The organism is Pseudomonas sp. D47, assembly GCF_045447305.1.
GTDB lineage: Bacteria > Pseudomonadota > Gammaproteobacteria > Pseudomonadales > Pseudomonadaceae > Aquipseudomonas.
Window position 1 is genome coordinate 19,608 of record NZ_JBJGXU010000017.1, and the last position, 20,216, is coordinate 39,823.

Consider the following 20,216-nt stretch of genomic DNA (forward strand, 5'->3'; position numbering starts at 1 on the left):
TGCGACCTTTAGACCAATGGACGACACACCTTTTGTATGAAGGCTCGGCGTAAGCATAGCGACCTATGTATAATGCCGCCGCTGACCCAAGAGTCACGACCGCTGACCGCTCTAGACAGTAGCCTTCAGCCAGAAAGCAGGGCTATTACAATAGCCCACCCGCTTGACGCTCGACTGATGCAACCCAACATCACCGCGAAGAAACCTCGACATTTCGCTCATGGATGACTTTGAACGAACGCGCTCCACCCGGCGCATCTCGAGTTTCTGCGCACGCTTTCAGCAAAGAAGAGAGTTAATCCGAATATGCCCACCCGCTCGAAGATCATCTACACCTTCACCGACGAAGCCCCAGCCCTCGCCACCTATTCACTGCTGCCTATCGTAGAGGCCTTCACCGCTTCCGCTGATATTGCTGTGGAAACCCGCGACATCTCCCTCGCCGCGCGCATCCTCGCAAGCTTCCCCGAGCAACTGGGTACCCAGGCTATCCCGGACCACCTCGCCGAACTGGGCGACCTGGCCGTTACGCCTGAAGCCAACATCATCAAGCTGCCTAACATCAGCGCCTCGACCCCGCAGCTGCAAGCCGCGATCAAGGAACTGCAGGCCCAGGGCTACGCCCTGCCGGACTACCCGGAAACCGTAACCACCGACGCGGAAAAAGAAACCCGCGCACGTTACGACAAGGTCAAGGGCAGCGCCGTGAACCCGGTACTGCGCGAAGGCAACTCCGACCGCCGCGCACCGCTGTCGGTCAAGAACTATGCGCGCAAGCACCCGCACAAAATGGGCGCCTGGGCTGCCGACTCCAAGTCGCACGTCGCGCACATGAACAACGGCGACTTCTACGGCAGCGAAAAAGCCGTACAGATCGAAGCCGCTGACGCCGTGAAGATCGAGCTGATCGCCAAAGACGGCACTGCGACCGTCTTGAAAGAAAAGACCTCGGTAAAGGCCGGCGAGATTATCGACACCGCCGTGCTGAGCAAAAAAGCCCTGCGCAGCTTCATCGCCGCTGAAATCGAAGACGCCAAGAAACAAGGCGTGCTGTTGTCGGTTCACCTGAAAGCCACCATGATGAAGGTCTCCGACCCGATCATGTTCGGCCAGATCGTTGCCGAGTTCTACAAAGACGCCCTGGCCAAGCACGCCCCGTTGCTTGCACAGATCGGCTTCAACCTGAACAACGGCATCGGCGACCTGTACGCTCGTATCAAGGCTTTGCCTAGCGATCAACAAGCGCAGATCGAAGCTGACATTCAAGCGGTCTACGCCGCTCGCCCATCGCTGGCGATGGTCAACTCCGACAAAGGCATCACCAACCTGCACGTGCCGAGCGACGTCATCGTCGACGCCTCGATGCCGGCCATGATCCGTGACTCCGGCAAAATGTGGGGCACCGACGGCCAACTGCACGACACCAAGGCTGTGATCCCGGATCGCTGCTACGCCACCATCTACCAGGCGGTGATCGAAGAGTGCAAAGCCAACGGCGCCTTCGACCCAACCACCATGGGCAGCGTGCCAAACGTTGGCCTGATGGCGAAAAAAGCCGAAGAGTACGGTTCCCACGACAAGACCTTCCAGGTCAAGGCTGACGGCGCTGTCCGCGTCACCGACAGCAAGGGCAACCTGCTGATGGAACAGAAAGTCGAAGCCGGCGATATCTTTCGCATGTGCCAGACCCAGGACGCGCCGATCCAGGACTGGGTCAAGCTGGCCGTCAACCGTGCCCGTGCCAGCAACACCCCAGCCATCTTCTGGCTGGACCCACAGCGCGCGCACGATGGTGTAGTCGTCGAGAAGGTTCAGACCTACCTCAAAGACCACAACATCGAAGGCCTGGACATCCGCATCATGTCGCCGGTCGACGCGATGAAGTTCACGCTGGAGCGTACCCGCAAGGGCCTGGACACCATCTCGGTGACCGGTAACGTATTGCGCGACTACCTGACCGACCTGTTCCCGATCATGGAACTGGGCACCAGCGCCAAGATGCTGTCGATCGTGCCGCTGATGAACGGCGGTGGCCTGTTCGAAACCGGCGCCGGCGGTTCGGCACCGAAACACGTGCAGCAACTGGTTGAAGAAAACTTCCTGCGCTGGGATTCCCTGGGCGAGTTCCTGGCCCTGGCAGCCTCCCTTGAGCATTTGGGTGTTACTTACAACAACCCGAAAGCCCTGGTGCTGTCCAAGACCCTGGACCAGGCCACCGGCCAGTTCCTCGACAACAACAAGTCGCCATCGCGCAAAGTCGGCAACATCGACAACCGCGGCAGCCACTTCTACCTGGCGCTGTACTGGGCTCAAGCCCTGGCCGCCCAGACCGAAGACACTGCACTGCAAGCGCAGTTCGGCGAACTGGCCAAAACCCTGAGCGACAACGAGGCGACCATCGTTGCCGAACTGAACGCCGTACAGGGCAAGCCAGTGGATATCGGCGGCTACTACGCGCCGAGCCCAGAGCTGACCAGCAAAGCCATGCGCCCAAGCGACACCCTCAACGCGGCGATTGCCAAGTTGAAGTAAGGTTGTAAGGATGCAAAGAAGCCCCGGCCCCGCGCCGGGGTTTCTGTTTGTGCCCAGCACCGATTTGATTGGGTTTCTCCAGCCACCCCCAACTTGAGGCCGCTTTATGACCTGGCAACCCCACATCACCGTCGCCACCATTGTCGAAGACAACGGCCGCTTCCTGATGGTCGAAGAGCTCAAGGGCGGGCGCGCCGTGCTCAATCAGCCGGCCGGCCACCTGGACCCGCATGAAACCCTGACCGAGGCCGCCGTGCGTGAAACCCTCGAAGAAACCGGTTGGGACGTGGAAGCCACCGGCATCGTCGGGATCTACCTGTACACCGCACCCAGCAATGGCGTGACCTATCAGCGCGTGTGCTTCATCGCCAAGCCCCTGAAACACCACCCGCACTACCAGCTCGACGAAGGCATCGTGCGCGCCCGCTGGCTGACCCGTGATGAGCTGATGGCCCTGCGCGACGACTGGCGCAGCGAGCTGATCATCCGCTGCATCGATGATTATCTGGCAGGTGTGCGCCACAGTCTGGAATTGATCCGCCCTTCTCTTTAGCCTTGCGGGCGCGAGCCTGCTAGAATCGCGTCCTTTTTCAAGACACCCGTTGAAACCCTATGCGTGATCCAGCCCCTTCTGACACACAAAAGAAGCGCGTCATCGTCGGTATGTCCGGCGGCGTGGATTCTTCCGTTTCCGCCGTTCTGCTCATGGAGCAGGGTTATGAGGTGGAAGGCCTGTTCATGAAGAACTGGGAAGAAGACGATGGAACGGAATATTGCACCGCCATGGACGACCTGGCCGACGCCCAGGCCGTTTGCGACAAGATTGGCATCAAGCTGCACACCGCCAACTTCGCCGCCGAGTACTGGGACAACGTGTTCGAGCACTTCCTGGCCGAATACAAGGCCGGCCGCACGCCGAACCCGGACATCTTGTGTAACCGCGAAATCAAGTTCAAGGCGTTCCTCGACTACGCCATGATCCTCGGCGCCGACCTGATCGCCACTGGCCACTACGTGCGCCGTCGCGACATCGACGGTCGCACCGAACTGCTCAAGGGCCTGGACCCGAACAAGGACCAGAGCTACTTCCTGCACGCCGTCGGCGGCGAACAGATCGCCAAGACCCTGTTCCCGGTGGGCGAGCTGGAAAAACCCGAAGTGCGCAAGATCGCCGAGAAACACGGCCTGGCCACCGCCAAGAAAAAGGATTCCACCGGGATCTGCTTTATCGGCGAGCGCCGCTTCAGCGACTTCCTCAAGCAGTACCTGCCGGCACAGCCGGGCGAAATCAAGACCACTGAAGGCGACGTCATCGGCCGCCACCATGGCCTGATGTACCACACCATCGGCCAACGCCAGGGCCTGGGCATCGGCGGCTTGAAAGACGCCGGTGAAGAGCCGTGGTACGTGCTGGTTAAGGATCTTGAGAACAACGTGCTGATCGTTGGCCAAGGTAATGAACACCCGCTGCTGTTTTCCGGCGCCCTGCTCGCTTCCGAGATCTATTGGGTCAACCCGATCGACCTGAGCACCCCACGCCGCCTGACCGCCAAAGTGCGTTATCGCCAGAGCGACCAGCCCTGCACCCTGGAAAAAACTGCCAACGGCTATCGCGCCACCTTTGATGACCCGCAACGCGCGGTCACGCCTGGCCAGTCCGTGGTGTTCTACGACGGCGAAATTTGCCTGGGCGGCGGCGTGATTGAAGTCGCCGAAGCCTGGAGCAACCCAGCATGAGCCCGACCCAGGAGCAATTGACCGCACTGGGCGGGGTTTTCCTAGCCGCGGTGCTGGTGGACAAGATCGCCAAGACCGGCCAGGTCACCGAGGCGGGCCTGACCTGCATGCTCGGCAGCCTGCTGATCCGCGACCCCAAGGACACCCTGGAAGTCTACGGCGGCGACGATCTGACACTGCGTGAAGGCTATCGCGCGCTGATTGGCGCGCTGGAGCGCGACCCCAGCACCCTGCAGCGCGAGCCCTTGCGCTACGCCCTGTCGATGCTCGGCCTGGAGCGCCAATTGGCCAAGCGCGAGGACATGCTGGAAACCATCGGCAAACGCCTGCCGCAGATCCAATCCCAAGTGGAACACTTCGGCCCGGCTCACGAAAACGTGATTGCCGCCTGTGGCGCGCTGTACCAGGACACCTTGAGCACCTTGCGCCAACGGATCCAGGTGCACGGCGACATGCGCAACCTGCAGCAACCTAACAACGCCTCGAAAATCCGCGCCCTGCTCCTGGCCGGTATTCGTTCGGCACGGTTGTGGCGGCAGTTGGGCGGTCATCGCTGGCAGCTGGTGATCAGCCGGCGCAAATTGCTTAAAGAGCTTTACCCGTTGATGCGCAACGAATAAGTCGCAGCAACCCGATTTTTATAGCCTCACGCGTAATACGCCGGTCAGTTGGCAACGGACCGGCGGATTTTTTCATGTATGATACGCGCCCCATTTCGTTGCCCGACTGTCCGAGAACACCCCATGCAGCTCTCTTCGCTCACTGCGGTTTCCCCTGTAGACGGCCGCTACGCCGGCAAAACCCAGGCCCTGCGCCCTATTTTCAGCGAATACGGCTTGATCCGTGCTCGTGTTCTGGTTGAAGTGCGCTGGCTCCAGCGCCTGGCCGCTCACCCTGCCATCAGCGAAGTGCCGGCGTTTTCCGCCGAAGCCAACGCTGTGCTGAACACCCTGGCGGAAAACTTCTCCCTGGAGCACGCCGAGCGTGTGAAAGAGATCGAGCGCACCACCAACCACGACGTTAAAGCCATCGAATACCTGCTCAAAGAGCAAGCGGCCAAGCTGCCGGAACTGGCCAAGGTCAGCGAGTTCATCCACTTTGCCTGCACCAGCGAGGACATCAACAACCTGTCCCACGCCCTGATGCTGCGCGAAGGCCGTGATGAGGTGATGCTGCCGCTGATGCGCCAGACCGCCAACGCCATCCGCGAACTGGCGATCCGTTTCGCCGACGTGCCGATGCTGTCGCGCACCCACGGTCAGCCGGCCTCGCCGACCACCCTGGGCAAAGAATTGGCCAACGTGGTGTACCGCCTGGAGCGCCAGATCGCTCAAGTGGCCGCTGTACCGCTGCTGGGCAAGATCAACGGCGCCGTGGGCAACTACAACGCCCACATATCGGCCTACCCGGAAATCGACTGGGAAGAAAATGCCCGCGCCTTCATCGAAGACGAGCTGGGCCTGGGCTTCAACCCGTACACCACGCAGATCGAACCGCACGACTACATCGCCGAGCTGTTCGACGCCATTGCGCGCTTCAACACCATCCTGATCGACTTCGATCGCGATATCTGGGGCTACATCTCCCTGGGCTACTTCAAGCAGCGCACCATTGCCGGTGAAATCGGTTCCTCGACCATGCCGCACAAGGTCAACCCGATCGACTTCGAAAACTCCGAAGGCAACCTCGGCATCGCCAACGCCCTGTTCCAGCACCTGGCCAGCAAGCTGCCGATCTCCCGCTGGCAGCGCGACCTGACCGACTCCACCGTACTGCGCAACCTCGGTGTGGGCTTTGCTCACAGCGTGATCGCGTACGAAGCCAGCCTCAAAGGCATCAGCAAGCTGGAACTCAACGAGCAGAAAATCGCCGCTGACCTGGATGCGTGCTGGGAAGTATTGGCTGAGCCGATCCAGACCGTGATGCGCCGCTATAACATCGAAAACCCCTACGAGAAGCTGAAAGAATTGACGCGCGGCAAGGGCATCAGCCCTGAAGCACTGCAAACTTTCATCGACGGCTTGGATATGCCAGCCGCCGCCAAGGCCGAGCTGAAACTGCTCACCCCGGCCAACTACATCGGCAACGCGGTGGCCCAAGCCAAACGCATCTGATCTAGCGCAAGCCCTCTTGAGACGCCCGGCCGCGCCGGGCGTTTTTATTCCTGTCTTAAAAGTGCTTTCTTTCAATAGGTTACACATGAATCCTGATATTCCTCTTCAACTTCTGGGCGGCATCACGGCACGCGAGTTCCTGCGCGACTATTGGCAGAAAAAACCGCTGCTGATCCGCCAGGCCATCCCTGATTTCGAAAGCCCGATAGACGCCGACGAACTGGCAGGCTTAGCCCTGGAAGAGGAAGTCGAATCGCGCCTGGTGATCGAACACGGCGAGCGCCCGTGGGAGCTGCGCCGCGGCCCGTTCGCCGAGGACGCCTTCAGCACCCTGCCGGAGCGTGAGTGGACCCTGCTGGTGCAGGCCGTCGACCAGTTCGTGCCGGAAGTGGCCGAGCTGCTGGAGCACTTCCGCTTCCTGCCAAGCTGGCGCATCGACGATGTGATGATCAGCTTCGCCGCACCCGGCGGCAGCGTTGGCCCGCACTTCGATAACTACGACGTGTTCCTGTTGCAAGCCCAAGGCAAGCGCAACTGGAAGATCGGCCAGATGTGCAACTCCGAAAGCCCGTTGCTGCAACACGCCGACCTGCGCATCCTCGCCGAATTCGAACAAAGTGAAGAATGGGTGCTGGAACCGGGCGACATGCTCTACCTGCCGCCGCGCCTGGCGCACTTCGGCATTGCCGAAGATGACTGCATGACCTACTCGGTCGGCTTTCGCGCGCCGAGCGCCGCTGAAGTGCTGACCCACTTCACCGACTTCCTCAGCCAATACCTGACGGACGAAGAGCGTTACACCGACGCCGACGCCCAGCCGGTCAGCGACCCGCACCAGATCCAGGGCGACGCGCTCGACCGCCTGAAAAGCCTGCTGGCCGAGCACATGAGCGATGAGCGCATGCTGCTGACCTGGTTCGGCCAGTTCATGACCGAGCCACGCTACCCGGAACTGGTGGCGGGCGAAGAATTGGGCGAAGAAGACTTCCTCAGCAGCCTGGAAGGCGGCGCGATTCTGGTGCGCAACCCAAGCGCGCGCATGGCGTGGTCGGAAGTCGACGACGACGTACTGCTGTTTGCCAGCGGCCAGAGCCGTTACCTGCCAGGCAAGCTGCGCGAGTTGCTGAAGCTGGTGTGCTCGGCGGATGCATTGCACAGCGAAAACCTTGGCGCATGGCTCGCAGACGAAGATGGCCGCGACCTGCTGTGCGAACTGGTCAAGCAAGGAAGCCTGGGATTTGCCGATGAATAAGATTCACGTAAGTGTCGCGGACTGGCAAAAGGATATCGCTGAGATTCGGCGCATTCGTGAAGCGGTATTTATCGCCGAACAATCGGTTCCACCTGAGCTGGAGTGGGATTCGGACGACGCCGACGCGGTGCATTTTCTCGCGTTCGAAGGCGACTTTCCGATTGGCACTGCGCGCCTGCTGCCCAGCGGCGAAATCGGCCGCGTATCGGTACTCAAGGACTGGCGCGGGCTGAAGGTCGGCGACAAGCTGATGGAAGCCGTGATTGGGCTGGCCGAGCAACGCGGCCAGACCAAGCAGTTCCTGAGTGCGCAGGTGTATGCGGCGCCGTTTTATGAGCGGCTGGGCTTCAAGATCGTCAGTGATGAGTTTCTTGAAGTTGGGATTCCGCATGTGGATATGGTGCGCGAGGGCTGATCCGAGACCTGCGATAGCGCCATCAGCAACACCCAAAATGCCCTGCCTGCCAGGGCATTTTGCCGTCTAAGATTCAACTTGCGACCTGCCAGGCCGACAAACTGGCACTATCACGCTAAATGACTCGCAGAGATAACGGACATGTCCCTACGCAACCTGCTCACCGCCCTCCTCCTGACTGCCAGCACCTGGGCAATCGCCGACACCGCAGTCGTCAACCTGAGCAATCGCACCAGCGCCGACCTGCTGCCGGTGGCGCAGAACTTCATCGGCAAGGACGGCAGCGTCAGCGCCTACGGCAACCAGCTGATTGTGAAAGCTGACCCCGATAAGATCGAGGGGTTGCGCGCACTGCTCGCGCAGCTGGACACGCCCGCCAAACGCCTGCTGATCACCGTCGACACCAACGAAAACAATCAGCAGAACAGCGGCGACAGCCAGACCCGCATCATCAGTTACGGCACCGCCAGCCGCGATGGCGGCATCCAGCAGATCCAAGCCAGCGAAGGCGTGCCCGCACTGATCCAGGTGGGCCAGAGCGTACCTCTAACCACGACGCAGCAGGACAGCTATGGCCGCCTGCAAAACCAGACCCAGTATCGCAACGTCACCCAGGGCTTTTACGTGACCGCCAGCGTCACCGGCGAGACCGTACACTTGGCGATCAGTACCAACCGTGACCGTATGAGCCAAGAACGTCCTGATGTAGTGAACGTGCAAAGCACCGACACAACGGTCAGCGGCCGCCTGGGGGAATGGATCCCGCTGGCCGGCATCAACCGTGAGACCCAAGCCGACAAATCCTCTACAACCCGCAACTACTCTACTCAGGGCCGCGACGACCTGACTTTACGGGTCAAGGTCGACACCCTGAACTGAAGCACCAAAAACTGACTGATGAGTCGTCTTAGACTAAAGATGTAGTGCTTTAAAATAAGCACTACAAAACATTTGACGATCCCAAAAAGCCTGGGCATGATGGCCTCGCTCCCGCTAATCAGGGGCCCTGGCAAGGGCCTTCGGATCGCCGCTCTAAACGTTACCCACCTGAGCCGATTCGTGTCTGTACCGCCCACAAGGTGTGTTTGACGAGGTTGCGACTGGAACGAAGTTGTCCCGAGGGACGGAAGCTAACCAGGTAACCCGGCTACACACTGATGAACCGTACAAAGGCCCACGATGCCCGAAGACCGTTCGCAGTTCGCCCTTACCTGCTCAACTCCTCCTCTCGCAACGCGTTCATCCCGTCGCCTTCCCCGCCAAACCTGACTTGACCGCCTAAGCTTCTGGTCAGCGAGCAGCCATAACCACGCACTGATTACGTGGTAGGCAAACGGAATTTTCAACCTAGTAGATTTTCCATAAAAGACGCGACGAGGTTTTTCCCCATGGCACTGACACGCGAACAGCAAATTGCAGCCCTTGAAAAAGATTGGGCTGAAAACCCACGCTGGAAAGGCGTAACCCGCGCTTATTCCGCTGCTGACGTCGTCCGCCTGCGTGGCTCGGTTCAACCTGAGCACACCTTTGCAAAACTCGGCGCCGAGAAACTGTGGAAGCTGGTCACCCAGGGTGCCAAGCCGTCCTTCCGTCCCGAGAAAGATTTCGTCAACTGCATGGGCGCCCTCACTGGCGGCCAGGCAGTCCAACAGGTGAAAGCCGGCATCCAGGCGATCTACCTGTCCGGCTGGCAAGTGGCAGCGGACAACAACTCCGCTGAATCCATGTACCCCGACCAATCGCTGTACCCGGTGGACTCGGTGCCAACCGTGGTCAAGCGCATCAACAACTCGTTCCGCCGTGCCGACCAGATCCAGTGGAAAGCCGGCAAAGGGCCGGGCGACGAAGGCTACATCGACTACTTCGCACCGATCGTGGCTGATGCCGAAGCCGGTTTCGGCGGCGTACTGAACGCCTACGAACTGATGAAGAGCATGATCGAGGCTGGCGCTGCCGGCGTGCACTTCGAAGACCAACTGGCATCGGTGAAGAAATGCGGCCACATGGGCGGCAAAGTACTGGTACCGACCCAAGAAGCCGTACAGAAGCTCACTGCTGCGCGCCTGGCTGCCGACGTGGCCGGTACACCGACCATCATCCTGGCCCGTACCGACGCTAACGCGGCTGACTTGCTGACGTCCGATTGCGACCCGTACGACCAGCCATTCGTGACCGGCGAACGCACCCAGGAAGGCTTCTATAAAGTTCGCGCCGGTCTTGACCAGGCCATCGCTCGCGGCCTGGCCTACGCGCCGTACGCTGACTTGATCTGGTGCGAAACCGCCAAGCCGGACCTGGACGAAGCCCGTCGCTTCGCCGAAGCGATCAAGAAGGAATACCCGGACCAACTGCTGTCCTACAACTGCTCGCCGTCTTTCAACTGGAAGAAGAACCTGGACGACGCAACCATCGCCAAGTTCCAGCGCGAACTATCGGCCATGGGCTACAAGCACCAATTCATCACCCTGGCTGGCATTCACAACATGTGGCACAGCATGTTCAACCTGGCGCACGACTACGCCCGCAACGACATGACCGCCTACGTGAAGCTGCAGGAGCAGGAATTTGCCGACGCCTCCAAAGGCTACACCTTTGTGGCGCACCAGCAGGAAGTGGGCACCGGCTACTTCGACGACATGACCACCGTGATCCAGGGCGGCACCTCGTCCGTGACTGCGCTGACCGGTTCGACCGAAGAAGAGCAGTTCCACTAAGCACCGAGTACACGGCCACTGCGGCCGCATGGAAGACCTAACCGCAGTGCCGCACAACAATCACGCCCCGACTGGTTCGGGGCGTTTTTTTTGCAACAGTTTTATCCAGCACGGTACTACCGGCGTCAAACGGCACTGGATAGTGCAGATGCGCCACTCTGCGCGCTCTGCAACGCTGAGTGGCTACCAACTAAACATGCCCTCTAGCGAAGAAAACGGGCAAAATTACCACCTTATAAAATGGAGTGAAGGTATGAAGTTGCTCAAAGGCGTAATTCTGGGTGCAGTGCTGCTTATCGTCAGCGCTGGCGCACTGGGGCTTTTCTACGTCCTCCCTCAACACGAGGTGGTGCTGATCACCGGAGGCGAGGTCAAGCGGGTCGACCACGATGGCGTGATCAATGCCGAGAACCCGGCTGATGGCCCGACCCGAGACGTTTACTTCATCAACACCGAGCACCCTGACTCTAAAGACGTCATGGTCTACCGCAATGAAGACACCGGCTGGTCGTTCCCCTGGTATTTCAAGTTCGACTCTGCGGACATTCAGGCCAAGGCCCAGGGTTACTCTCGTAACGCTGAACAACTGGCGCTCATTCGGTACTACGGGTGGCGCATCAAAATATTTTCGGTGTTCCCGAACGTCACAGATATCGAAGCCACCAACAGCCGTGAAGAACCCTTCCCGCTGTTCAATACGGTGTTCCTCAGCATCATCGCGCTGGTACTTATTATCGTAGCGGTGTTCATCAAGCGGCGTCTGAAGCGGCGTCATCAGACTGTCGTAAGTTGACCCAAGCCCTGATTGCTTAAAAGGCAGACAAGAAAAAGCCCCGCTCGAAAGACGGGGCTTTTTGTTAACCCGATGGGTTAGCCAATGCTAACGCCATGGGCTTCAGCCAGAGGCTTCAAGCCACCAGCAAAACCCTGACCGATCGCTTTGAACTTGAACTCTTCGCCGCTGCGATAAAGCTCGCCGAAGATCATCGCAGTTTCAGTCGAAGCGTCTTCGCTCAGGTCGAAACGCGCCAGCTCTTTACCGTCAGCCTTGTTCACCACACGAATGAAGCTGTTGGCAACCTGACCGAAGGTCTGTTTGCGGGTTTCGGCGTCGTGAATGGTGACGGCAAATACCAACTTCTTCACCAGCGGAGCCAGGGAAGTCAGTTTTACTGTCACTTGTTCATCATCGCCCTCGCCAGCACCGGAGCGGTTATCGCCCATGTGCTCGACGGAACCGTCAGCCGACTTCTTGTTGTTGTAGAAAATGAAGCTGTTGTCGTCGAGCACCTTGCCGTTTTCACCCACGATGAAAACCGATGCATCGAGGTCGAACTCGGTGCCGTCCGTGACACGAGGGTCCCAGCCCAGACCTACAACTACTTCGGTCAACCCAGGCGCTTCTTTGGACAACGATACGTTGCCGCCTTTGGAAAGACTTACAGCCATGATTAATTTCCTTGTTCCAGACGTGGGGGTTAGAAGCTCATACCGTACGAGTTGGCCACCGCTTTCAGGCCGCCCGCGAAGCCCGAACCAACGGCGCGGAATTTCCACTCGCCGTTGTTACGATAAAGCTCGGCGAAGATCATCGCGGTTTCGGTAGAAGCGTCTTCAGCGAGGTCATAACGAACAATTTCAGCACCGCTGATCTCGTTGACTACGCGAATGAACGAGCCACCGACCTGGCCGAAGTTCTGCTTGCGAGCGTCTGCATCGTGAATCGTAACGGTGAACGCGACCTTGTCGATATCCGCAGGAACGCGGCTCAGATCAACTTTCAGCACTTCATCATCTCCATCGCCAGCACCGGTGCGGTTGTCGCCAGTGTGCTCGATGGAACCATCAGCGCTTTTGAGCTGATTGTAGAAAATAAAGTCGGCATCGCTACGCACTTTACCATTGGCACCCAGCAGGAACGCGCTGGCGTCCAAGTCAAACTCAGTGCCGTCAGTCGCGCGAGGATCCCAACCCAGACCGATCAGGATCTTGGTCAGTGTCGGGTCGGTCTTCGAGAGGGACAGGTTGCCGCCTTTTTGAAGGGTCAGTGCCATGAGTACAACTCCTTGTGGATAATGTGTTTGACGTTAAGGTTTTTCAGCTTCTGTTTCTTCCTTTTGCGGGAAGAGCGCGCTGGCAAAAATACCGATGGCCAGAACTACGACAACGATGATCAAGCTGGTGTTCGGATCAATGGTGTAGCCGTGCTGGAAAATATGGTTCGTTGCGTTCAAGCCAAGTTTTACGGCAATGAAGAACAGCAGTGCGATGACAGCTTTTTCCAGGTGTACCAGATAGCGTTTCAAGGCTTCGAGCACGAAGTACATGGTCCGCAGTCCGAGAATAGCGAAGAGCATTGCCGAGAACACAATCAATGGTTCGCGGCTGACAGCGATGATTGCCGGGACAGAGTCGAACGCAAACAGCACATCGGACACCTCCATCACCACCAGGCACAGAAACAGCGGCGTAGCGAACAAGCCGCCTTTGGCGGCCAGAGACATGCCTGCGTTTTCCGGTTTGGTCAGCTCGGCTTCCAGGGTCTTGCGACGCACGAAGAAGTCATGGCCATGTAGTTTCGGCCATACAGGAAACAGTTTCTTGGCGAAACGGTAAGCCATGTGCGTGGAGTAATCCTCTTCTTCTTCGTCATCTCCCCCGCTTCTGAGCATCATCACAGCGGTCCAGGCGACAATCAGGGCAAAGACCACCTCGACCCACGGCCCCAGGGCCAAGAGGCCAGTACCAATGGCAACGAAGATCAGGCGGAATACGATCGCGCCGAGAATCCCCCAGTACAGCACGCGGTGACGCAGACCATTCGGCACCTTGAACCAGGCGAAGATCGCCATGAACACGAATAGGTTGTCCACGCTCAGCACTTTTTCAAGGGCATAGCCGGTGATGAACAGCGTAGCGACTTCAGAACCGTGCTCGACGTACAGGAATCCTGCAAAGGCGAACGAGATGAGAATCCAGAATATCGACCAGGCCGAGGCACGAGCCAGGCTGATGGGCTGGTCGCCACGGTGGGTAAACATGTCGAGCACCATCGCCCCAATCGCCAATGCCACAAACACGGCAATGGTCAGCGGGGGGAAACCCAGTTGGCTAACTTCCACAGTCATGTTCCTTTAGAGTTCAAAGTCAGCTGGGGGAAGACCCAGCTCGAGACAAATCAGACGGCAAACGGCTTTTTCTTTGTCATCGAAATCACCGTCCGACGCGCCAATGGCGCAGGCGACACGAACGAGCAAACGTCCAGCTCCCTCCTTGCCTTTAATCTTGCTGATGTTTTTCAGGGCTTCGGCCTGACCGATCTGGAAGTCAAACTCGAACTTGGCACACGCGTCGTTAAAGACCTTGATGACATCGGTCAGGTTGAACACTTTCAGTTCGGGCGAGTTGCTGATGAATCCCGCCATCTTAGTTTTTTCTGCAGAGGTCACTTCACCATCGGCCGCCGCGACCATGGCGCAGCTGTTGGCGACCGCTTCCATGAACTCTCTGTTTTTGAACTTGCTCACCTCAGTGGTCAGCTTCTCGCGGGCAAGCGCTGCGTTCGTTTTCAACCATGACAACATGTCGTTCACCTCAAGGACGAGCCGGTCTGGCCCGCCGTATCAATTGCAGTTTGATAACAGGATTACTTGGAACCTGCCGCCCAGCGCATACCCCAGCCGTAAGCCTTGTCCATCGGCGAATGGCCCTTGTGAAAGTCGACACGTCGGCTCACCTTGACGCTGCCACCGACGTTTTCCAGCAGGGCAATTGCACACATACCCAGGCGACCGCCCTCTTCATTCAGGCGAACTTCAATAGGGGGCTGACCCGGGACATGGATAGTCACAACGCCATCGGTTTCCCGCCAATTCGGTGCACCTTCATAAATGAACGCGAACACCAGGACCCGTCGAATTTCACCCCAGTGCTTACCGTTGATGTGGAGCCACTCACCATCGCTGACGGCGCCGGTACGGTCATCACCTTTGAGTTGAATGTAAGGGTCGTAATCCAACTCGCCGAAGCAATTGCCCAGCGCCTGAACGACGCCCTTGGAACCGTCCTGCAATTCGTAAAGGCACCCGACATCCAGGTCGATGGAGGTATTGCGCGAGAAGAAGCCGCCACCGCCCTTGCCTTTGTTCCAGTTCAGGTTGACCTTGATTTCGCCAAAGCCTTCGGAAGTTTTTTCCAGGCTGATCGAGGAGCGAGTCTTGTCGAGGGTGATTTTGCTGAGGCTGACCGAAGGCTTCGGCGCCTCTGGCGCAGTAGGTGCAGGCGTTGCGACCGGAGCTGGCGCCGCGACTTCAACACCAAAGTGCTGAGCCAGCGGCTCCAGGCCGCCAGCGAAACCCTGGGCCACACAGCGGAATTTCCACTCACCCTGACGACGATAAAACTCGCCCAGGATCAGTGCGGTTTCTTTCATGCCGCCAGTGGGTATCTGCGCCTCAATGCCGCCGGTTACGGTCAGCGCGAGGTGAGATACGCGATCGAAGCTGGCCTTGTTCTCATAAATCGTTGCGGTCAACGCCACTTTCTCGACCACCGCCTCAAGGCGCGACAGATCAAGTGTGAACACCGCGCGACCGGCCGAGGACTCGGTCATCTGCACCGCACCGCCCAGTACATTGGTCTGCCCGTAGAAACACATATCGGCGTCGCCACGGACCTTTCCGGTAGCCCCAAGAACAAACGCAGACACGTCGATATCAGCACCCGCAATTGCCGAGTAGCTGATATCAACCCGCACCTGGCCGGTGGCGACCGGCGCGTTTGCGCCCGGCCCCAAGGTCGTCATGAGCGCACTGCCTGAATAGCCAGGTTGACCAGGTCGTCAGCGGTGCGGCCGTTAGTCACTTGGCCGATAGCCTTGAATTCCCAGCCGCCGGCTTCGCGCACCAGGCTTGCCATGACCACGCCGGTGTGACGGCCCTTCTCGGACAGATTGAAGCGCGCCAGTTCAGTCTTGTTGTTCGCGTTAACGATACGGCAGTAGGCATTGGCAATTTTTTCGAAGTTTTGCCCCGTGAAACTGTTCACGGTGAACACCAGCGATTTGACCGTGGCCGGCAGGCGCTGCAGGTCAACATTTATGGTTTCGTCGTCACCATCGCCTTCGCCGGTACGATTGTCGCCGGAGTGCTTTATGGAACCGTCGCGCGATTGCAATTGGCGGAACCACACCAGATCCACTGGCTGCAGGTCTGCATCAAAAAGGATGCAGGAGGCGTCCAGGTCGATCTCACCGCTGTTACCCATCAACCGTCCCAGGAACCCGGTTTTCTCCGGATCCCAGCCCAGTCCGAGACTGATTGCTGTAAGGCCACCACCGCCTGCTGTTTTTTCCAGAGAGATTGTTTGGTTTTTAGTCAGAGTCAGGGCCATCGGTACGCTCCTTGTTAGTCGTCATTTTCTGGTGTTTATCGTGCTGCCTTCAGCCATGTAGGCGGTCAGTGCTTTCAGGCTAAAAAGCAGGCATGTCTTGAGTCATCGGCCGGCCTCAGCGAGACGGATCGGTTGATCGGTGTGGCTGGTCTCGGTATGCCTTACGCCATGCCATTTGGCACGTTCGAGGATATTGGTTGCCCATTTAAAATGAGTCGCTGGTTCGCACATCGCATCATTGTGTTTGAAAACAGCAGGCGCGATATCATTCAGCATTAATTTGGCACAATTTAAATCTTCAAGGCTAACACCCAGACTGTCCTGAATAGTGTCGATCTGGCTTGGGTGAATAGCGGTTTTACCTACCAGACCATGAGCAATATCAAGGCCCAGTTCTTCCAGCAGCAGATGCGGTGTCGCCAGTTGCTCGAACACCGGCGCAGTCAAGGCAAACCCTTGCGAGCCCATAACCCCGGCCAACATCGGAATCACATAGCCCATGGGTGTGTCGTACAGCGTCATACCCGGGTTACGCCTCAACCCCAGGCAACCCAGCAAGTCATTGCCGCCGATGCGCAGCGCGATGATGCGTTGAAATAGCGTTTCGTTGAGCGCCGTACCCAGCTCGACCATTGCCTGTGGATTAAAGACTTCGCGGGTTTCAAGGGTCGGCATCAGCAAGATCTGCGGATTGGTTACCGCCGACTCCCACGCACGCAAGTTGGACAGGCTCAACTTGGGCACGACAAAACCATCGACATGAGCCATCAGCGGCCAATCGTTCAGCACCGCAGCCATCTGCCAATCCCGCGGGCGCACAAACAGCATCGGCCCGTCTTCCGACCGACCGCCCTGCTGGTCAATGGCACTCAACAACCGATGGAGATTACGCAAAGCGGTGTCGACATCGATTTCGGCAACCGCGTCCTCAAGACACACCACCATAGACCGCAGTTGAGGCAACTTCTTGCGAAATACCACCTCCAGAATGTCCTCCCGGGTGGCCGGCATGTAGAGCGTGGCACCGAGTGCGTAAGGCGATATTTTTTTCATCAACTCAAACTCCGGATGACGGTCACTGCACGGTAGGGGCCAAGGGCTGCACCCACCTCTTCCACCGTCACACCGGCCCGCTCAGTCAGGTGCATCAGCAACTGGACGTCCGGGTCGCTGCGATCACGCACCAGCACCTGGTCCGGCACACGGCGTAATACTGCACGGGTAGCCTCGGCGATACCGGGCTTTACGCGGTTCAAATTGGTAATGCCAAAACGCTCGGCAATCACCTCAATCACCTCCTGCGCCGCAGACTGCAACTCGGTGCGCTGCGCTAGCGTCCATGGTGAGGCTGGCGCGACTACAGGCAATGCCCGGCGCACGGCGTCGATCTGGTCAACAAAGTCGCAGGTCACATCGTGCTCGTGCAGGTGCTCGTAAACCACGCACCCATGCAGCCCACCCTCGGCGGGCCAGATGGAGCGCGAGACCAGCCCGGAAACCGTGGCGCCCAAGATGCCCGATGGAATCACCCAATCTTCGGCGGAAGCAGCCAGCCAGGCGCAGCCACACGGATCGGCCAGCACCACAAGGCGTGGCTGCTCAGGGAAACGCGCATCGCCCTTGAGGCTGCGCTGGATCTCGCCGGAGATTGCGCCCTTTCCGGTCCAGCCATCCACAAACACAATGTTTTCGGCGCCGTGCGCAGCAATCACAGCATCCAAGGCAACCATGTCGATGCCACGGTCACGTACGATACTGATGCCGTAATGATGGGCATCACGCCCGACGTCGAGGAGCGCGCGACGCAGCAGTACACCCAGCGGAAGGCCCGCCCGAACGAAAGATACGAGTGCAATCGATGGACCGTTACAGGTGTGGTCCAGGGCAAGGGCCAAGGACTGAACGTCGCGGGCCATCCTGGCCGCGTTCTGCTGCATGGCCCGCTGGTACAGCTGCTTGTGAACCTCGGTGGGTGCCGACTCCTGGCTGATCATCTCCGAGTAATGCTTTTGTTTTGTCTGAATCAGGCGCTCTTTCTCAAGAACATCCGTCACTTCGATTTCGACGGGCTGCAATAGGAAAAGCACATCATCGGTCTGGTAGCTGCCACTACCGACGGTTACCAAATGGGCGAAGGCATCACGCATGAATCATTGCCTCCACGACCTTTGCGAGTTGGCTATTGGCCGGCGTCGCCCAGAAATTGCACTCGTTCATAAAACCCAGGTCGGTCACGCTGTCGCCAAATCCCAACACCGGGCGCTCACCGTTAACGGCCTGGTCTCGACGCAGCAATTCCTGGACCGCATGGCGCTTGGCCAGACCATTGGGCAGGAACGCAAGGTTGTTGCCGTTGCCGTGAATGTGCATGTCTTCCAGAAGGCCGCGAGCCTGAACTTCTGCCAGCACCTTTTGCAGCACCGAGTCGTCGGACTCGTTGTGTTTGGTCACGACATAGTTGAGCAGGCCTTGTTCTTCGACCACCCAGCCGCGCAGGGAAAAGCCCATTTCCTGGCCGATCGCCAAGGTTGCTGCGCTGAGCGCAGGCAAACGGTTTTGATAGGCTGCGAGCAGCTCAGTCATCTGCCTATGCCAATCCTGGTCCAACGCCCCGTCGGGCTGAAGAATCACTCCACCGTGGGAGCACACCGCCCCCGCGACAAAGGGCAATTGCACGCGGCTGTAAGCCTCGACGCTGCGCGCGGTGACCGGAACTACGTCGGCCGATTCCAGCAGCCACTCGACAAAGGTTTTCTGCACCGCACTCATGTAACCGTTGGGCCGTCCATCAATATCCAGCGTCGCCGTGTGCCGGGCACAGCCTTCGGGCATCTTGCGTGCCGTCTGGAACAAGGTGTCATCAAGGTCGATGAGTATCAGGGGACGTTTACTGCTCATCGACGATGACCTCTGCGTTCAATGCATCTATTAACGATTGGGGAACCGCCTGTGCAGGTGTTTCGCTACAGATCAACACCCGGTCGAATTGGCCTGGCCGCACGTTGTAAAGAAAATTGGGGATGCCCAGGCCATAGTTGTCGGAGAACGACAACGCGTGCCCGATCTCATGCCCCAAGGCAATCGGCGAACGCGTGGTGGAGCTGAAATGAACGTCAGCCCCCGCCTGCTCAAGGCGTTCGGCCAACAGAAACGGACGCCACACGAATTCCCCGGTGCCCACGACGAGAATCCGCTCGCCCGGTTTGGCCTGAATATCCGGTGCAAGCGTGTCATCCACATGACACACGCCCAAACGTCCCCAATCATTGCGCGGATCAATTGGCCAGTCGCCCACCGCCACCGCCCCGACATCGGGCATGTGCGGCAACGGCGCGCTCACATCTTCAAGAAAGCGGTACGTGCCCTGAAGCAACGACACCTCATCGGCCGTCTCGCCGAGGGCGTTACGCACAGCCCCTTGGGACCAGTCGGTCAGCACGCACGTCACCACCCGCTCGACCTTGCTCAGCCCGGCCTCTATCAGCGCGCGGTACAGATTGATGAACGTCTTGCCGGTTGAGGCCTCATCGTCCACCAGCACCAAGGAACGCGCCTGGTGCATCATTTCCCGAATAGCAGGATCGGTTGGCTGATGAATCAGATGTGCACTGGCGTGGCTGTGTTCCTCTTCGAAACGGGCAAACATCTCAGTGCCCACCGGATGCCGGGTGCTCACTAGATAGACCGTGTCCTGGCGAGTCTTGCTATATACACGGTGCACGCCGGCGCCAAGGCCCACGGCGGTCTCGGCCATGCCGATCACCAGCACCGGCCCAGGTAAATCTGCGGGAATCCTGGCGGCAAGGCTTGCGTAACTGGCCTGCATGGTCGATGGACGCACAGGAATATGCTTGCCCAACACCCGCGACACAAACAGGAACGCGCGCTTTGGATTGCGTCGTTCAGCGAATCCAAAGAGCGATTCGGGTTCGAAGGCGCATTGGTCTATATCAACCTCCATCAACCCGCGCTTGAGCTGCGCGCTGAGTCGGCGTGTCGATGTTTTTACTACTGCGGATTCCATGTACGACATTCCTAAAAGAGGCGTGTAGTGAGTGCAA

At 58.7% G+C, this 20,216-nt stretch carries 20 protein-coding genes; 10 read left to right on the forward strand and 10 right to left on the reverse strand.

Translation table 11 applies throughout. The features are described 5' to 3' along the window. Positions 1-306: 306 nt before the first annotated feature. From ACI77I_RS13770 to ACI77I_RS13815, 10 genes are all read left to right on the forward strand, one after another. Complete coding sequence (locus ACI77I_RS13770) at positions 307-2,532, forward strand: NADP-dependent isocitrate dehydrogenase (protein ID WP_406997784.1); 2,226 nt, start codon at positions 307-309, stop codon at positions 2,530-2,532. Positions 2,533-2,638: 106 nt separating this feature from the next. Next, on the forward strand, positions 2,639-3,085 hold the full coding sequence (locus ACI77I_RS13775) for an NUDIX hydrolase (protein ID WP_406997785.1): 447 nt from the start codon (positions 2,639-2,641) through the stop codon (positions 3,083-3,085). A 59-nt stretch (positions 3,086-3,144) separates the two neighbouring features. Next, positions 3,145-4,269: a tRNA 2-thiouridine(34) synthase MnmA gene (mnmA, locus tag ACI77I_RS13780; protein WP_094950627.1), complete on the forward strand. Its 1,125-nt coding sequence runs from the start codon at positions 3,145-3,147 to the stop codon at positions 4,267-4,269. After that, positions 4,266-4,889, forward strand: coding sequence for a high frequency lysogenization protein HflD (hflD, locus tag ACI77I_RS13785; protein WP_094950626.1), 624 nt, complete (start codon positions 4,266-4,268; stop codon positions 4,887-4,889). The genes mnmA and hflD overlap by 4 nt, the downstream gene beginning before the upstream one ends. Before the next feature lie 123 nt (positions 4,890-5,012). Continuing rightward, the gene (gene purB, locus ACI77I_RS13790; protein ID WP_242150608.1) at positions 5,013-6,383 is read left to right on the forward strand and encodes an adenylosuccinate lyase; all 1,371 of its coding nucleotides are present in this window, start codon (positions 5,013-5,015) and stop codon (positions 6,381-6,383) included. Between the two features lie 85 nt (positions 6,384-6,468). Continuing rightward, a complete protein-coding gene (locus ACI77I_RS13795) occupies positions 6,469-7,635 on the forward strand; it encodes a cupin domain-containing protein (protein ID WP_242150611.1) in 1,167 nt (388 codons plus the stop codon). After that, positions 7,628-8,050, forward strand: a complete 423-nt coding sequence (locus ACI77I_RS13800) for a GNAT family N-acetyltransferase (protein WP_094950623.1) — start codon at positions 7,628-7,630, stop codon at positions 8,048-8,050. The genes ACI77I_RS13795 and ACI77I_RS13800 overlap by 8 nt, the downstream gene beginning before the upstream one ends. A 141-nt stretch (positions 8,051-8,191) precedes the next feature. After that, a complete protein-coding gene (locus tag ACI77I_RS13805) occupies positions 8,192-8,929 on the forward strand; it encodes a secretin N-terminal domain-containing protein (RefSeq protein ID WP_263273446.1) in 738 nt (245 codons plus the stop codon). A 509-nt stretch (positions 8,930-9,438) separates the two neighbouring features. Beyond that, positions 9,439-10,764 (forward strand): isocitrate lyase, encoded by a 1,326-nt coding sequence (aceA, locus tag ACI77I_RS13810; protein WP_094950621.1) that lies wholly within the window; start codon positions 9,439-9,441, stop codon positions 10,762-10,764. 253 nt (positions 10,765-11,017) lie between these two features. Further along, positions 11,018-11,557 carry a DUF1523 family protein gene (locus ACI77I_RS13815; RefSeq protein ID WP_094950620.1) on the forward strand — a complete coding sequence of 180 codons (540 nt, stop codon included), beginning with the start codon at positions 11,018-11,020 and terminating at the stop codon, positions 11,555-11,557. A gap of 77 nt (positions 11,558-11,634) precedes the next feature. Here the strand turns inward: ACI77I_RS13815 and ACI77I_RS13820 are convergent, their stop codons facing one another. The 10 genes from ACI77I_RS13820 to ACI77I_RS13865 form a co-directional block, all read right to left on the reverse strand. Beyond that, positions 11,635-12,213, reverse strand: a complete 579-nt coding sequence (locus tag ACI77I_RS13820; protein ID WP_094950619.1) for a TerD family protein — start codon at positions 12,211-12,213, stop codon at positions 11,635-11,637. A 29-nt stretch (positions 12,214-12,242) separates the two neighbouring features. After that, positions 12,243-12,818, reverse strand: coding sequence for a TerD family protein (locus ACI77I_RS13825; protein WP_094950618.1), 576 nt, complete (start codon positions 12,816-12,818; stop codon positions 12,243-12,245). 33 nt (positions 12,819-12,851) lie between these two features. Continuing rightward, a complete protein-coding gene (locus ACI77I_RS13830) occupies positions 12,852-13,892 on the reverse strand; it encodes a TerC/Alx family metal homeostasis membrane protein (RefSeq protein ID WP_406980060.1) in 1,041 nt (346 codons plus the stop codon). 6 nt (positions 13,893-13,898) lie between these two features. Beyond that, positions 13,899-14,348, reverse strand: a complete 450-nt coding sequence (locus ACI77I_RS13835) for a tellurite resistance TerB family protein (protein WP_094950617.1) — start codon at positions 14,346-14,348, stop codon at positions 13,899-13,901. Positions 14,349-14,410: 62 nt separating this feature from the next. Then, positions 14,411-15,568 (reverse strand): TerD family protein, encoded by a 1,158-nt coding sequence (locus tag ACI77I_RS13840; RefSeq protein WP_094950616.1) that lies wholly within the window; start codon positions 15,566-15,568, stop codon positions 14,411-14,413. Continuing rightward, the gene (locus ACI77I_RS13845) at positions 15,565-16,155 is read right to left on the reverse strand and encodes a TerD family protein (RefSeq protein ID WP_094950615.1); all 591 of its coding nucleotides are present in this window, start codon (positions 16,153-16,155) and stop codon (positions 15,565-15,567) included. Before ACI77I_RS13845 ends, ACI77I_RS13840 begins: the two co-directional genes overlap by 4 nt. 102 nt (positions 16,156-16,257) lie before the next feature. Beyond that, complete coding sequence (locus ACI77I_RS13850) at positions 16,258-17,208, reverse strand: HpcH/HpaI aldolase/citrate lyase family protein (RefSeq protein WP_094950614.1); 951 nt, start codon at positions 17,206-17,208, stop codon at positions 16,258-16,260. Further along, positions 17,208-18,302 carry a cysteine protease StiP family protein gene (locus ACI77I_RS13855; protein WP_094950613.1) on the reverse strand — a complete coding sequence of 365 codons (1,095 nt, stop codon included), beginning with the start codon at positions 18,300-18,302 and terminating at the stop codon, positions 17,208-17,210. Before ACI77I_RS13855 ends, ACI77I_RS13850 begins: the two co-directional genes overlap by 1 nt. Next, positions 18,295-19,053, reverse strand: coding sequence for a trehalose phosphatase (locus ACI77I_RS13860; protein ID WP_406997786.1), 759 nt, complete (start codon positions 19,051-19,053; stop codon positions 18,295-18,297). Before ACI77I_RS13860 ends, ACI77I_RS13855 begins: the two co-directional genes overlap by 8 nt. Then, positions 19,043-20,179, reverse strand: a complete 1,137-nt coding sequence (locus ACI77I_RS13865) for a phosphoribosyltransferase domain-containing protein (protein ID WP_406997787.1) — start codon at positions 20,177-20,179, stop codon at positions 19,043-19,045. Before ACI77I_RS13865 ends, ACI77I_RS13860 begins: the two co-directional genes overlap by 11 nt. Positions 20,180-20,216 lie beyond the last annotated feature (37 nt).

Excerpts from the sequence above, each read along its gene's own strand:
- ACI77I_RS13815 (WP_094950620.1), top strand. The coding sequence starts at position 11,018 with ATGAAGTTGCTCAAAGGCGTAATTCTGGGTGCAGTGCTGCTTATCGTC.
- ACI77I_RS13795 (WP_242150611.1), top strand. The coding sequence starts at position 6,469 with ATGAATCCTGATATTCCTCTTCAACTTCTGGGCGGCATCACGGCACGC.
- ACI77I_RS13840 (WP_094950616.1), bottom strand. The coding sequence starts at position 15,568 with ATGACGACCTTGGGGCCGGGCGCAAACGCGCCGGTCGCCACCGGCCAG.
- ACI77I_RS13855 (WP_094950613.1), bottom strand. The coding sequence starts at position 18,302 with ATGCGTGATGCCTTCGCCCATTTGGTAACCGTCGGTAGTGGCAGCTAC.
- ACI77I_RS13805 (WP_263273446.1), top strand. The coding sequence starts at position 8,192 with ATGTCCCTACGCAACCTGCTCACCGCCCTCCTCCTGACTGCCAGCACC.
- ACI77I_RS13845 (WP_094950615.1), bottom strand. The coding sequence starts at position 16,155 with ATGGCCCTGACTCTGACTAAAAACCAAACAATCTCTCTGGAAAAAACA.
- ACI77I_RS13835 (WP_094950617.1), bottom strand. The coding sequence starts at position 14,348 with ATGTTGTCATGGTTGAAAACGAACGCAGCGCTTGCCCGCGAGAAGCTG.
- ACI77I_RS13850 (WP_094950614.1), bottom strand. The coding sequence starts at position 17,208 with ATGAAAAAAATATCGCCTTACGCACTCGGTGCCACGCTCTACATGCCG.
- ACI77I_RS13775 (WP_406997785.1), top strand. The coding sequence starts at position 2,639 with ATGACCTGGCAACCCCACATCACCGTCGCCACCATTGTCGAAGACAAC.
- ACI77I_RS13860 (WP_406997786.1), bottom strand. The coding sequence starts at position 19,053 with ATGAGCAGTAAACGTCCCCTGATACTCATCGACCTTGATGACACCTTG.
- aceA (WP_094950621.1), top strand. The coding sequence starts at position 9,439 with ATGGCACTGACACGCGAACAGCAAATTGCAGCCCTTGAAAAAGATTGG.
- mnmA (WP_094950627.1), top strand. The coding sequence starts at position 3,145 with ATGCGTGATCCAGCCCCTTCTGACACACAAAAGAAGCGCGTCATCGTC.
- purB (WP_242150608.1), top strand. The coding sequence starts at position 5,013 with ATGCAGCTCTCTTCGCTCACTGCGGTTTCCCCTGTAGACGGCCGCTAC.
- hflD (WP_094950626.1), top strand. The coding sequence starts at position 4,266 with ATGAGCCCGACCCAGGAGCAATTGACCGCACTGGGCGGGGTTTTCCTA.
- ACI77I_RS13820 (WP_094950619.1), bottom strand. The coding sequence starts at position 12,213 with ATGGCTGTAAGTCTTTCCAAAGGCGGCAACGTATCGTTGTCCAAAGAA.
- ACI77I_RS13770 (WP_406997784.1), top strand. The coding sequence starts at position 307 with ATGCCCACCCGCTCGAAGATCATCTACACCTTCACCGACGAAGCCCCA.
- ACI77I_RS13865 (WP_406997787.1), bottom strand. The coding sequence starts at position 20,179 with ATGGAATCCGCAGTAGTAAAAACATCGACACGCCGACTCAGCGCGCAG.
- ACI77I_RS13830 (WP_406980060.1), bottom strand. The coding sequence starts at position 13,892 with ATGACTGTGGAAGTTAGCCAACTGGGTTTCCCCCCGCTGACCATTGCC.
- ACI77I_RS13800 (WP_094950623.1), top strand. The coding sequence starts at position 7,628 with ATGAATAAGATTCACGTAAGTGTCGCGGACTGGCAAAAGGATATCGCT.
- ACI77I_RS13825 (WP_094950618.1), bottom strand. The coding sequence starts at position 12,818 with ATGGCACTGACCCTTCAAAAAGGCGGCAACCTGTCCCTCTCGAAGACC.